The organism is Azospirillum largimobile (genome assembly GCF_977007025.2).
The window spans coordinates 168,646-182,211 of record NZ_CDRMUA020000002.1; the positions used below are offsets into that span (position 1 = coordinate 168,646).

The following is a 13,566-nucleotide window of genomic DNA, read 5'->3' on the forward strand; positions in this document are numbered from 1 at the left end:
TCTTGCTTCCGGGTTCGTCAGGCGGCGGGGGATTCGCGCAAGGTCGCGGTGGCGGCGATGTCCAGCGCGCCGTCGTCGGTCAGCGCCACGCCATAGGCGCTACGCGCAGCCTCTCGGCCGAGGTAGCCGAGCCGCACGTCGCGGGCGACGGCCTCCGCATCGCGCCGCTTCGGGTCACCCCAGCCGCCGCCGCCCGGCGTCTCCAGCCGCACGCGCTGGCCGTCGCGGATCTTAACGTCGGTGACCTTGGAGGCGAGCGGCGGCGACTTTTCGCCCTCGTCGCTCTGCCAGGTGAAGCGGTTCAGCGCCGCAGGAGTGCCGCCGGCCACGCCGAAGGGCGCGAAGACGCCGCGCTCGCCCAGCAGGAAGGCTTCGGCATCGGTCAGCGCCTCGATCTCGTAGACCGCACCCAGCCCGCCACGATGCAGGCCGGCCCCGGCGGAGTCCGGGCGCAGAGCCCATTGGGTGAACATCACCGGATAGGCCGCTTCGAGGATTTCCACCGGCGGGATGGTGGCGGTGGAGATTGGGTTGTTGGCGTGGTTCAGCCCGTCCGTCTCCGGATTGCCGCCCAGGCCGCCGCCGAAGAAGGAGAACATCACCCAGCGCGAGCCGTCCTTGCGATGGCCGGCCAGCGACAGGGCGTTGATGGTGCCGAAGGGCGCTGCGGTGGCGCGGGCCGGATCGGCCAGGGCGAGCGCGCCGAACACCACGCCGATGACGCGCAGGATGGTTTCCGTATAGCCGCCGACCGGCTTCGGCGGCTTGACCGCCAGCAGGGTGCTTTCCGGGATGACGAAGGTGATCGGGTTGAGGCAGCCGGCATTGGCCGGCACGTCGGTGAAGACATGCTTCAGCGCGACGTAGCAGCAGGCGACCGCTGTGGAATAGGCGATGTTCAGCGGACCGGCGCAGGGGGCGGACGAGCGCGAGAAGTCCAGCGTCATCCGGTCGCCGGCGATGGTCAGGTCCAGCGCGATCAGAAGCCGGTCCGCCGTGATGCCGTCATTGTCGAGGTAATCCTCGAAGCTGTAGACGCCGTCCGGCAGTTTGCCGATGGCGCTGCGCATCAGCGCGTCGGCCCGCGCGGTGAAGGCGTCGAAGGCGGCGGCGACCGTCTCCTCGCCATGTTCGTCCAGCAGTTCCGAAAGGCGGCGCACGCCGAGATCGAGCGCGTTGAGCTGCCCGTTCAGGTCGCCGTAGTTCGACACCGGAACGCGGGAATTGGCGGCGAGGATCGCCAGCAGGTCGTGGTTCATCGCGCCGGCCTTGACCAGCTTCACCGGCGGGATGCGCACGCCTTCCTGGAAGCTGTCGGTGGCGCGGGCGTTGAAGTTGCCAGGCACATTGCCGCCGATGTCGAGCCAGTGGCCGACCGACGCCATCCAGCAGAACAGCCGGCCATTGCGGAAGATCGGCCGCACCAGACGGAAGTCGTTCAGATGGGTGCCGCCGTCATAGGGGTCGTTGAACAGGAAGATGTCGTCAGGATGAAGGTCGCCTTCCCGAGCCACCTTGTCGATCACCGCCTTGACCGCGAAGGCCATGGCGCCGACGAAGATCGGCAGGCCGTTGGTGCCCTGCACCAGCGTGGCGCCGGTTTCCGCGTGGTAGAGGCCGTGGCAGGCGTCGCGCGCCTCGGCGATGATCGGGTTGAAGGCGGAGCGATAGAGCGTCGCGTCCATCTCGTCGGCGATCTGCTCCAGCCGGCCCTTCAGGACGGCCAGCGTGACGGGGTCGATTGCGGTGGTTTTGGCGGCGGTCTTCATGGTCATGCTGCGTCCTCCCGCTTGGCGGGTGTGAAGTCCTTGTAGGTTTCGCCGAGCGCCAGCATCTCCGGCGTGCCGATCAGGTCGTTCAGTGCGTTGAAATCGAACATGCGGTCGCGGAAGGGCTGGGTGGTGCCATGCTGTGCCAGCGAGCCGTAATAGTCCTGCGCCTGCCGGGCGAGCGCGCGCACGATGCCGCCCGGGAAGATCACCAGCCGGTAGCCCAGCTCGCCCAACTCCGTCGCGGAACTGATCGGCGTCTGTCCGCCCTCCACCATGTTGGCCAGCAGCGGGCGGATGCCGCCCAGGTCGGTGGCGATGGCGGACAGCTGCTCGCGGCTCTTGGGCGCCTCGACGAACAGCACGTCGGCACCGGCCTCGACATAGAGCCGGGCGCGGTCGAGAGCGGCCGAAACGCCTTCCACCGCCACCGCATCGGTGCGGGCGATGATCAGCGTGCCTTCGCTGGTGCGGGCATCGACCGCCGCCTTGATCTTGCCGGCCATCTCGCCCGCGGGGATCACTGCCTTGTCGGTCAGGTGGCCGCAGCGCTTGGGGAAGCTCTGGTCCTCCAACTGCAGCGCGGTGGCGCCGGCCCGTTCGAACATGCGCACGGTGCGCTGTACGTTGAGCGCGTTGCCGTATCCAGTGTCGGCATCGACGATCAGCGGCGTCGGCACCCGGTCGCGCACCAGGGCGATGGTGTCCGCCACCTCGCTGACCGATACCAGCCCGATGTCGGGCCGGCCCAGCCGGGTATAGGCGATAGCGGCGCCGGAGAGGTAGAGCGCCTCGAATCCCGCCCGCGCCGCCATCGAGGCGGTGAAGGCGTCATAGACGCCGGGGGCCAGCACGACGCGGTTCTCGGAGAGCCGCTGTTTGAAGCTGAGGTCGGGCATGGTCATCTCAGACGCTCCCCCCGGCGGCGGCGGGCGCCGACAGAAGCCGGGTCAGGGTTGAAAGATCGGCCGCGCGGTCGATGGTTTCGACGCAGTCGGCAATGGCGGCGGCGTGCTTGGCGCCCCAGACCGGCCCGGCGAGTTCGGCGAACTTCGCCCGCACCTCGTCGGGGCTGTAGGGGTCTTCGGTGTCGCCCTTGTTGGTCAGCGCCTCCGCCGCGAAGCTGCGGCCGTCGGCGAGTGTAAGGCGGACACGGGCCGGGCGCAGGCCGGGAAGGCGGGCGGTCAGCTCCGTGTCCTCGCGGACCGTCACCCGGCGGGCGAGGTCGCGGGTCGCAGTCGCCTGCCGGGCCTCGTCGCGGAAGGCGTCGGGCGTCGCCGCCCCATTGGCGAGGAAGGTCGCCAGCGCGAAGGGCAGCGAGAATTTCGCGGCCAGCATGTTCTTCGGCTCCGGCCCGTTCAGCTGGGCGGCCCAGACATAGGTATCGACCTCGATGGCCGCGACCTGTTCCGGGGCGATCCGCCCGCCGGCCTGGGCCACGATGTCGCCCAGCGCATCCAGTGCGCCGTGGGTGTAGCGGCAGGCGGCGTGGCGCTTGAAGTAGTTACGGGCGATCTCCCAGCGCTCGCCCAGCTCGTCCACCATCAGCTCCGGCCGGAAATCGCGGGCGATGACGCCGCCGAACACGCTGCCCACCCCATCGGTCTCGCCGATGATGCCGCTGGCCGCCAGATCCCAGGCGGTCAGGCCCAGCTGGTTCGACACGCCGGCATAGGCGTTGCGCACGGTGCCACCCTCCAGCATCGTTCGCCGGCTGGTGGCGAGGCCGAGGGTGGAGGCGATGTTGATCGTCTCGATCATCGCCGCTGCGTCGGCGCGGTTCAGATGCGCCACCGCCAGCGCCGCCCCCGCCGTGCCCCAGGTGCCGTGCGGATGGGTGGTGACCAGCAGCTTGGCGGCGATGCCGATGCGCGAGCCGATCTCGTAGCCCAGCGCCAGCGCCGTCAGCAGGTCGGCGCCGGAGGATTTCAGCCGCGGACCAGCAGCCAGCGCCGCCGGCAGCACATGGATGCCCGGATGGCCACGGGCATACTGGTTGCCCTCGTCCAGCTCCAGCATCGTCCCGGCGAGGCCGTTGAGGAAGGCGGCCGAACCGGCGGGGAAGCCATGGCCCGAACCGATGGCCGGGCAATTTCCCGAACCGGCGGTCTCAACCATCCGGCCCACCATCGCGCGGCATTCCGGTTCCTGCATGCCGGCGGCGATCACACCGATGCAGTCGAGCAGCACCAGCTTCGCCCGCTCCACCACCGGGGCCGGCAGCTCGGCGAAGGTCAGGCCGGCGGCGAAGGTGCCCCAACGGTCGAGCCAGGACGGGCGGGCGGCGGCGAGCAACTCGCTCGCCGGCTTCACGTCGAAGGACAGGCTTGTCATGTCACCGCTCCCAGGCGGACGGCCCGTTACAGGCCGAGATAGGTGCGTTTCAGTTCGGGGTCGCGCGCGATCTCGTCGGACGGTCCCGACAGCGCGAAGACGCCGTTTTCAAGGATGTAGGCCCGGCGGGCGACCTCCAGCGACTGGACGACGTTCTGCTCGACCAGCAGGATCGCCAGCCCGTCGCCATTCAGCTTGCGGATCAGCCCGAACATCTCCTCCACCACCAGGGGCGAGAGGCCGAGCGACGGCTCGTCGAGGATCAGCAGAAGCGGCTCCGCCATCATGCCGCGGCCGATGGCCAGCATCTGCTGCTCGCCGCCGGACAGGGTACCGGCGAACTGGGCCTCGCGCTCCTTCAGCCGGGGGAATGTCGCGAAGATGCGCTCAAGGTTCCGTGCCCGGTTCGGCTTGCCGCGGCGGTAGCTGCCGAGTTCCAGATTCTCGCGGATCGACAGGTTGGGGAAGATCTTGCGGCCTTCCGGCACCTGGATCAGCCCCTCCTCCACGATGCGCGCGGCGGACTTGCCGTCGATGCGCTGGCCGCCGAAGCGGATCTCGCCGGTCCAGGGCGGCAGCACGCCCGACAGCACCTTGTTCAGCGTCGTCTTGCCGACGCCGTTGGAGCCCAGAACCGTGACGATCTCGCCGGCATGCACGGCCATGTCGATGCCGCGCAGAACCTCGGTCGCGCCATAGCCGGTCTTAAGGCCGTTGATTTCCAGAAGCTGCTCAGCCATGGGCCGCCCCCTCCGCCTTCAGGCGGGCGGCGGCGCCGTGGCCGAGATAGGCCTCGATCACGCGGGCGTCGGCGCAGACGGCGGCGGGCGGCCCCTCGGCGATCATGCGGCCCTGGGCCAGCACATAGACGCGCTCGCACAGGTTCATCACCGCCTGCATGACGTGTTCGATCATCAGGATCGTCACCCCTTCGTCGCGGATGCCCCGGATCACCGGGATGATGTCGCGGATCTCCGACGGGTTCAGGCCGGCCAGCACCTCGTCCAGCAGCAGCAGCTTGGGTTCGGTGGCGAGCGCGCGGGCCAGCTCCAGCCGCTTGCGCCCGGCCACCGTCAGTCCGCCGGCCGGCCGGTCCAGTTCGGCGCCCAGCCCGACGCGGCGCGCCACCTCGCGCGCCTTGGCGGTGGCGTCGGCTCGCCTGGCGTGGCGCAGATAGGCGCCGACCGCAATGTTCTCGCACACCGTCAGCCCGGCGAAGGGCTGGACGATCTGGAAGGTGCGACCGATGCCGCGCTCCGCCCGCCGATGCGGCTCCTCGGCGGTGATGTCGGTGCCCTCGAAGCGGATGCGGCCGTCGGTCGGGGCGATGAAGCCGGAGATCATCGAGAACAGCGTGGTCTTGCCGGCGCCGTTCGGCCCGATCAGTCCGATGATGCCGCCGGGCTCCAGCGACAGCGTCGCGCTGTCCACCGCCATCAGCCCGCCGAAACGCTTGGAAACGCCGTCAACGGCCAGCATGGGAAACCTCCTTGGTGCCACGGGTCACCATCCCCCGGCCGCGGTCGCGCAGCCGCTCCAGCAGGCCCAGGATGCCGCCGCGGGCGAAGGCCACGGCCAGCACCAGCACGCCGCCGAAGACGATCAGGTCGATGCCGGGAATGCGGCCGGCGAACTGCTTGGCGACCTCGCCCAGCCCGTGCAGGGTCAGCGCCCCCACCACAGGGCCGAAGACGGTGCCGACGCCGCCGATGATCGGGGCCAGCAGAAGCTCCACCGAAATCCAGCTGCCATAGGCGATGTTGGCGTCGATGTAGAGGAAGTATTGGGCATAGAGGCAGCCGGACAGCGCCGTGACGCCGCCCGACAGGGCGATGGCGCGCAGCTTCACCTTCAGGGAATCCACGCCCAGCGCCTTGGCGGCATCCTCGTTCTCGCGCACCGCCACCAGCTGCGCCCCGAAGCGCGAGCGCTGGATCCAGCGCGTCAGCAGCAGCACCGCCGCAACGAAGGCCAGCACCAGCCAGTAGAAGACGGCGCGGTCGTCGAACTGCAGGTTGGCCGGCCGCACGTCCAACTTGATCAGCAGGCCCGCCGCACCGCCGGTGAAGGAGGCGGCGTTGGCGAGGATGCGGAACACCTCGGCGAAGGCCAGCGTCACCAGCGCGAAGTAGGAGCCGCGCAGGCCTGAGCGGAAGCTGAGGAAGCCGATGACCCAGCCGACCGCCGACCCGGCCGCCGTCGCCAGCGCCAGACTGGCCCAGGCGTTGACTCCGTAGCGCAGTTGCAGGATCGCCGTCACATAGGCGCCGGTGCCGAAGAAGGCGGCATGGCCGAAGCTGAACTGGCCGCCGAAGCCGCCCAGGATGTTCCAGCCCTGCGCGCCCAGCGACACGATCAGCGTGAAGACCAGGAAGTTCAGCACCGTGCTGGACGTCACCACCAGCGGCAGCAGGGCCGCCAGGATGGTCAGGACGGCGATCGGAATCAGGTCGCGCGCGGTCATGCCTTGGCTCCGAACAGTCCGGTCGGCCGCACCAGCAGCACGGCGATGAAGATCAGGAAGATGCCGATCTGGCCCAGGCTGTCGCCCAGGAACAGGCCGCACAGGCTCTCCACCACGCCGATGAACAGTCCGCCCAGCAGCGCGCCGGGAATGGAGCCCATGCCGCCCAGCACCACCACGGTGAAGGCGACCAGCACGAAGGCGCCGCCAATGCGCGGGTTGACGTAGAAGGTCGGCATCAGCAGCCCCGCCGCCACGGCAAGACAGGCGCAGCCCAGGCCGAAGGTGACGGCATAGATGTGCGGCACGTCGATGCCGACCAGATTGGCGCCCAGCTTTTCCTTGGCGACGGCGCGGATCGCCTTGCCGGTGTCGGTGCGGTTCAGCACCAGCCACAAGAGCCCGGTCACCACCACCGCCATCCCCAGCCCGATCACCCGCGGGTAGGACAGAAGCAGCGGCCCCAGCGCCACCACCTGGAAGGAATAATCGGTGTCGAGCGTGCGGGTGTCCGACTGGAACAGCGCCAGCAGCACATTCTCCAGCACGATGGACAGGCCCAGCGTGACCAGCAGGATGTTGCCGTCGTCGCCATGGCTGGCCGGCCCGACGACGAAGCGCTGCAGGCCGTAGCCGAGCGCGAACATCAGCGGCACCAGCGGCAGGATGACCAGATAGGGGTCGATCCCCAGCCCGGCCCAGGCGCCCCAGACCGCGAACATCGCGCAGGTCAGCAGCGCGCCATGGGCGAAGTTGATGATGTGGAGCACGCCGTAGATCAGCGTCAGGCCGAGTGCGATCAGCGCATAGACCGCACCGGTCATCAGACCGTTCAGCGCCGCTTCCAGGATGATCTGAGGTGAATACATGGCAGCCCGCGCATGAGAGGAATGACCCCCTCGCCCGTCCGGACGGCCGGTTCGCGGCCAGCCCGGGACGGGCGAGGGGACTGCGGAGATGCGACGGCGGAAAAAGAGATCAGGCCGCCGGGAAGTTGGCCTTCGCCTCGGCGAACGCCTCGGGGAAGATCACCTTGATGTCGCTGCCCTGAATCTGGGTGTTGATCGGGGTGGCGCCCTCGTTCTGGCCGTTCACGAACTTCGTCGGTCCGTAGGGCATGATGTGGCCGGCGAAGCTGGAGGCGTTCAGCGCCTCGATGATCTTCTTGCGGTCGGTGGAGGCGGCGCGCTCGATGGCGTCGGCCAGCAGCAGAAGGTTCGAATAGTTCAGCGGCACATTGTAGGCGAAGGATTTGCCCTGGTCCTCCACCGCCTTGCGCAGGGCCAGCGCCTTCGGATTCTTCGGATCGTGCCAGTGGTTGCAGTCGATGACGTTCTGGGCAGCCTGCGGGAATTCCTTGACGAAGCGTCCGTTCGACGCCGCGCCGCCCAGGATCGCATAGACGCCCTTCGGCTTGATGCGCTGCTGCTGCATGGTGCGGGCGAGCAGCACGAACTCGCCGTAGTAGTTTGACGGGATCACCAGATCCGGGTTCAGCGAGCGGATGCGCAGCGCCACGTTGGACATGTCGCGCGCCGGCGTCGGATGGGCGATGGTCTCCAGGATCTCGAAGCCGCGCTTGGGCAGTTCCGTCTGCAGCAGCTTGGCGAGGCCGGAGCCGAACAGCCCGTCCTCATGCACCAGCACGACGGTCTTGGCCGGCTTGCCCGCCCGCTCATTGATGGCGGTCAGGTTGTCGAGCGCCACCTGCGTGACCTTGCCGAAGCCGGGGCTGAAGCGGAAGGTGTTGGTCAGGCCGCGCGCCATGATCTGGTCCGACACGCCGACATCGACCAGATAGGGCAGGTCGTAGCGCGCCGCCGCCTGCGAGGCGGCGAGGCAGATCGGGCTGGCGAAGCCGCCGACGATGGCCGATACGCCTTCGGCCTGCATCCGCTCGACTTCCTGCGTGCCGGCTTCGGGCGTGGAGCGGGCGTCGCCGAACACCATCTCGATCTTGGCGCCGCCCAGCGACTTGATGCCGCCGGCGGCGTTGATCTCGTTGATCGCGATCTCGGCGCCCAGACGGCCGAGGTCGCCGTCATGGGCGAGCGCGCCGGTCACCGGCTGGAGGATGCCGATCTTCACCGCCGGGGTTTGCGCCCGCAGGATCGACGGGGCGGCCACCGGCACAGCGACGAAGGTCGCGGCTACGGCACCGGCCTTCAGCACGGTGCGGCGGGAAATTCCGCAAAGGGCGGGGTCCTGAACCGAACGTCCCATAACGCTCAACTCCTCTGTTTGGTGACCCGCGGCGTGCGGGTGGGCTTTTCGCCCGATTTGCCTTTGTCGGTCTTGGTCTTGTCGGTCTTGGTCTTGTCGCTGCTGCGCGGCCGGCCCAGCGCGGGGCTCCAGCGCCGTTCGCCGTCGTTGCCGGTGCGCACGAGGTCCATGTGGAAGCTGTAGCGGTCGGGCCGGTACTGCGCATGCAGATGCTCGACGCCGCGGCCCGACGGCTCGTAGACGATGCGGGTCAGCGTCAGCAGCGGCGATCCGATCTCCAGATCCAGCGCCGCAGCGGCGTCCGGCCCGGCCAGCGTGGCGTTGATCGCCTGGGTCGCCCGGTCGGTTTCCACGCCCGACCGTTCGATCAGCTCCAGCAGCGGGCGCGCCGCCAGTTCCGCCTCCGAATAGGTCAGGCCGATCCATTCCGGCACATGGGTGGTCAGGTAGGAGAAGGGCTCCCCATCGATCAGGCGCACGCGCACCGACCGCTGGACCCGCTCCCCCGGCTGCAGCCCCAGGCTCGCGGCGATCGCTTCGGACGGCACGACATAGCCGAAGGACAGCAGCCTCACGTCGGTGCTGCGCCCCATGTCGATCAGGTGCGACAGCACGTTGGACAGGTCGGCGACGATCGGGCGGACGGTGCGCGTGTCGTGCACGAAAGTGCCGGAGCCGGGCTTGCGCTGCACCAGCCCTTCCTTTTCCAGCAGATCGAGCGCACGGCGCACGGTGACCCGCGACACGGCATGTTCGGCCGCCAGCGCCGGCTCGCCCGGCAGGCGCGCACCCGGCGGCAGTTCGCCGGCGACGATGCGGTCGCGCAGCAGCAGATAGATCCTGCGCGCCTTCAGGGGTTCGACCGCCGCCTTCACAGTGCTCCGCCTCCCCCGTCGTTGGAAAAGTCGCTGGAACCCGCTTCCTGTCTCTTCATCAGACAGGAACCTGTATGATCCATAATACAGGTTTGGTCAACAGCGATGTTCGGGGTCTGAACGGTCCGTGGGACGAGCGGCAGAGGGATCGACCCGGTTCCCGGCGCATGCAAGACGCGTGTGGAGTGGAGAAATTCGAGGCCAATGGTGGTTCGGTCGGGCGTGATGTGTAATAGGGTGTGACCATAGTGGTAATAAAACTACGGATCGGCGCAATCTTGAACCGACTGATACAAAGTCTCTTTTCGAGAGAAATGATATGCCGAAGGGGTCATTAATTAATTTCTGAATGCGTGGTTTATGCATTCGAGAAGTGTCAGGGTTTCCCTCAGATAGTCCGTTCATCTCGCCATGATATCTCTTGAGTACTGAAGTAGGAGATTTCAGTCGCCGGCCCATGCATGGGCGCAGCAGGGAGGGAAATGCGAATGTCATGGGTCACTGACACCACCATCCGGACGAAGTCGCTGATCAGCTTCGCCTTGGTCATGCTGTTCACGCTCGTCCTCGGTGTTTTCTCAATCGAAAGGCTCTCCGAAGTAAACGATGAGGCAGCGGAGGTTCGGGACAATTGGCTGCCCAGTGTCAAATCCATCGGCGAATTGCGTGCGGCTTTCGATTTCTACCGGATTCTCGAAGGAGCCCATATCGCCTCCGAAACGCCCCAGGAATTGAAGGTCGAGGAAGACACGATGCAGGTCGTGCTGAACGATCTGGAGAGGGCAAAGCAGGCCTATGCCGCGCTCCTGACGCCGGGGTGGGAGACGGAGAACTACCGAAAATTCATCATGCTCTGGGACAGCTACCTGTCCATCAGCCAGCAGAAGCTTTTGCCCGCGTCACGCGACAACCGGAACAGCGAGGCGGCGGTGCTGTATCGCGGCGACTCCCGTGTGGCCTACCGGTCCGCCAAGAAGCTGCTGGACGAACTGACGGAGTTCAACACCAGGAACGGAGCCGAGGCGGCGACCCGTGGCGAACAGGTCTACCTGAGCAGCAGAATCCTCATCGTCGTTGCGCTCGGCGTCGTCATGGCGGTCTGCCTTGGCGCCGCCTGGATGATCATCGCCACGGTGTCGCGGCCGATCCAGGTCATCACCGGCACGATGAGCCGGCTTGCCGCCCGCGACCTGTCGGTCGAGGTGACCGGCTCCGGGCGGGGCGACGAACTCGGCGCCATGGCGCGGGCGGTCCAGGTGTTCAAGGACGGGCTGGTTCAGGCGGACCGGATGGCGGCCGAGCAGGCGGCGGAGCAGGCCGCCAAGCAGCGCCGGACCGAGCGGATCGAGCATCTGATTTCCGACTTCGACCGGGTTGCCGCCTCCGCCCTGCGCACCGTGTCGTCGGCCGCGTCCGAACTGGACGCGACGGCCCAGAGCATGGTGGCGATGGCACAGCAGACCAACGTCCAGGCCGGCACCGTCGCGGCGGCGGCCGAGCAGACCAGCGCCAACGTGCAGACCGTCGCCACCGCGACGGAGGAGATGAGCAGTTCGATCCGCGAGATCAGCCAGCAGGTCACCAACTCCACCCGCATCGCGGGGCAGGCGGTGGAAGAGGCGTCGCGGACCAACGACACGGTGCGCGGACTGGCCGATGCCGCCCAGCGCATCGGCGACGTCGTGAATCTCATCACCAACATCGCCAGCCAGACCAACCTGCTGGCGCTGAACGCCACCATCGAGGCGGCGCGGGCCGGTGAGGCCGGCAAGGGCTTCGCCGTCGTCGCCGGGGAGGTGAAGTCGCTTGCCGCCCAGACCGCAAAGGCGACCGACGAAATCGCCAGCCAGATCGCCGGCATTCAGTCCGCGACATCCGGCGCCGTCGCCGCCATCGGCGGGATCAGCGGGACCATCACCAGCATCAACGACATCTCCACCGCCATCGCGGCGGCGATCGAGGAGCAGGGTGCGGCGACCAACGAAATTTCCCGCAATGTGCAGCAGGCCGCGGTCGGCACGCAGGAGGTCTCCGTCAACATCACCCAGGTGACGCAGACCGCGGGCGAGACCGGCAGCGCCGCCGGTCAGGTCCAGTCGGCCGCCGGCGAACTGGCCCGGCAGGCCGAAACCCTGCGCCACGAGGTGGAGCAGTTCCTGGCGTCGATCAAGGCGGCGTGAGGCGGGGTCCGGGAGCGCCGCAGTCCGGCGCTCCCCGTTGCTTGCCGATCAGCTGTGCAGGCCCGGCGCTTCCTGTCCGGTGCTCGCCACATACTCGGTGTAGCCGCCGCCATACTGGTGGATGCCGTCGGGCGTCAGTTCCAGCACCCGGTTGGACAGCGCGGCCAGGAAATGCCGGTCGTGCGAGACGAACAGCATCGTGCCCTCATACGCGCCCAGTGCCGCGATCAGCATCTGCTTGGTGTCGAGGTCCAGGTGGTTGGTCGGCTCGTCCAGCACCAGGAAGTTCGGCGGGTTGAACAGCATGATCGCCATCACCAGCCGGGCCTTCTCGCCGCCCGACAGCACGCGGCACTTCTTTTCCACATCGTCGCCGGAGAAACCGAAGCAGCCGGCCAGCGCCCGCAGCGACCCCTGGCTCGCCTGCGGGAAATGCGCCTCCAGCGATTCGAAGATGGTCTGGTCGCCGTCCAGCAGTTCCATGGCGTGCTGGGAGAAGTAGCCCATCTTGACGCTGCCGCCGACGGTGACGGTGCCGGCGTCGGGCTCGGTCGCGCCGGCGATCAGCTTCAGCAGGGTGGATTTGCCTGCGCCGTTGACGCCCATGACGCACCAGCGCTCCTTGCGGCGGATGGTCAGGTCGAACCCCTGGTAGATCGCCCGGCTGCCATAGCCTTTGTGCACGTTCTTCAGAACCGCGACGTCGTCGCCGGAGCGCGGGGCAGGCGGGAAGTCGAAGGTCACGACCTGACGGCGCTTGGGCGGCTCGAAGCGTTCGATCTTGTCCAGCTTCTTCACCCGGCTCTGCACCTGGGAGGCATGCGAGGCGCGGGCCTTGAAGCGCTCGATGAACTTCAGTTCCTTCGCCAGCATGGCCTGCTGCCGTTCGAACTGCGCCTCCTGCTGCTTCTCCTTCAGCGCCCGCTGCTTTTCGTAGAAGGTGTAGTCACCGGAATAGCTGGTCAGCGTTCCGCCGTCGATCTCGATGATCTTGGTGACGATCCGGTTCATGAACTCGCGGTCGTGCGAGGTCATCAGCAGGGCGCCCTCATAACCCTTCAGGAAGCCTTCCAGCCAGATCAGGCTTTCGATGTCCAGGTGGTTGCTCGGCTCGTCCAGCAGCATGGCGTCGGGCCGCATCAGCAGGATGCGGGCGAGCGCCACGCGCATCTTCCAGCCGCCGGACAGGCCGCCGACATCGCCGTCCATCATCTCCTGGCTGAAGCTGAGGCCGGCCAGCACTTCCCGCGCCTTGCCCTCCAGCTCGTAGCCGCCCAACTCGTCGAAGCGCGCCTGCACCTCGCCGTAGCGTTCGATGATGGCGTCCATCTCGTCGGCACGGGTAGGATCGGCCATGGCCGCTTCCAGTTCGGCCAGTTCGGCCGCGACGACGCTGACCGGGCCGGCGCCGTCCATGACCTCGGCTACCGCGCTGCGGCCGGACATCTCGCCGACATCCTGGTTGAAATAACCGATGCTGACCTGCTTCTCGATGGCGACCTGACCGCCGTCCGGCTGCTCCTCGCCGGTGATCATGCGGAACAGGGTGGTCTTGCCCGCACCGTTGGGACCGACGAGGCCGATCTTTTCACCCCGGTTCAGTGCCGCAGAGGCCTCCAGGAAAAGAATGCGGTGACCATTCTGCTTGCTGACGTTATCGAAACGAATCATGTCCGGCTGAAATCCCGTGGCGTGGTTGGCCCCTTATGCCACAGGATGTG

11 protein-coding genes are annotated in these 13,566 nt (G+C 67.6%); 1 reads left to right on the plus strand and 10 read right to left on the minus strand.

What is annotated here, in order from left to right:
• Window positions 1-17: 17 nt before the first annotated feature.
• From ACWPKK_RS14140 to ACWPKK_RS14180, 9 genes are all read right to left on the minus strand, one after another.
• Window positions 18-1,775, minus strand: coding sequence for a hydantoinase B/oxoprolinase family protein (locus ACWPKK_RS14140; protein ID WP_452005106.1), 1,758 nt, complete (start codon window positions 1,773-1,775; stop codon window positions 18-20).
• A complete protein-coding gene (locus tag ACWPKK_RS14145) occupies window positions 1,772-2,674 on the minus strand; it encodes an isocitrate lyase/PEP mutase family protein (protein ID WP_452005109.1) in 903 nt (300 codons plus the stop codon). The genes ACWPKK_RS14140 and ACWPKK_RS14145 overlap by 4 nt, the downstream gene beginning before the upstream one ends.
• Window position 2,675: 1 nt before the next feature.
• Window positions 2,676-4,103 carry an MmgE/PrpD family protein gene (locus ACWPKK_RS14150; RefSeq protein ID WP_452005112.1) on the minus strand — a complete coding sequence of 476 codons (1,428 nt, stop codon included), beginning with the start codon at window positions 4,101-4,103 and terminating at the stop codon, window positions 2,676-2,678.
• A gap of 26 nt (window positions 4,104-4,129) precedes the next feature.
• A complete protein-coding gene (locus ACWPKK_RS14155) occupies window positions 4,130-4,843 on the minus strand; it encodes an ABC transporter ATP-binding protein (protein WP_452005114.1) in 714 nt (237 codons plus the stop codon).
• Window positions 4,836-5,582: an ABC transporter ATP-binding protein gene (locus ACWPKK_RS14160; RefSeq protein ID WP_452005117.1), complete on the minus strand. Its 747-nt coding sequence runs from the start codon at window positions 5,580-5,582 to the stop codon at window positions 4,836-4,838. The genes ACWPKK_RS14155 and ACWPKK_RS14160 overlap by 8 nt, the downstream gene beginning before the upstream one ends.
• Window positions 5,569-6,567: a branched-chain amino acid ABC transporter permease gene (locus ACWPKK_RS14165; RefSeq protein ID WP_452005119.1), complete on the minus strand. Its 999-nt coding sequence runs from the start codon at window positions 6,565-6,567 to the stop codon at window positions 5,569-5,571. The genes ACWPKK_RS14160 and ACWPKK_RS14165 overlap by 14 nt, the downstream gene beginning before the upstream one ends.
• Window positions 6,564-7,436 (minus strand): branched-chain amino acid ABC transporter permease, encoded by an 873-nt coding sequence (locus ACWPKK_RS14170; RefSeq protein WP_310115981.1) that lies wholly within the window; start codon window positions 7,434-7,436, stop codon window positions 6,564-6,566. The genes ACWPKK_RS14165 and ACWPKK_RS14170 overlap by 4 nt, the downstream gene beginning before the upstream one ends.
• 109 nt (window positions 7,437-7,545) lie before the next feature.
• The gene (locus ACWPKK_RS14175) at window positions 7,546-8,790 is read right to left on the minus strand and encodes an ABC transporter substrate-binding protein (protein ID WP_452005122.1); all 1,245 of its coding nucleotides are present in this window, start codon (window positions 8,788-8,790) and stop codon (window positions 7,546-7,548) included.
• A 5-nt stretch (window positions 8,791-8,795) separates the two neighbouring features.
• Window positions 8,796-9,665, minus strand: a complete 870-nt coding sequence (locus ACWPKK_RS14180; RefSeq protein WP_452005124.1) for a GntR family transcriptional regulator — start codon at window positions 9,663-9,665, stop codon at window positions 8,796-8,798.
• A gap of 488 nt (window positions 9,666-10,153) precedes the next feature.
• Between ACWPKK_RS14180 and ACWPKK_RS14185 the strand changes: the two genes are divergently transcribed.
• Window positions 10,154-11,845, plus strand: a complete 1,692-nt coding sequence (locus tag ACWPKK_RS14185) for a methyl-accepting chemotaxis protein (protein ID WP_452005126.1) — start codon at window positions 10,154-10,156, stop codon at window positions 11,843-11,845.
• Between the two features lie 48 nt (window positions 11,846-11,893).
• Here the strand turns inward: ACWPKK_RS14185 and ACWPKK_RS14190 are convergent, their stop codons facing one another.
• On the minus strand, window positions 11,894-13,516 hold the full coding sequence (locus ACWPKK_RS14190; RefSeq protein WP_452005129.1) for an ABC-F family ATP-binding cassette domain-containing protein: 1,623 nt from the start codon (window positions 13,514-13,516) through the stop codon (window positions 11,894-11,896).
• Window positions 13,517-13,566: the final 50 nt, after the last annotated feature.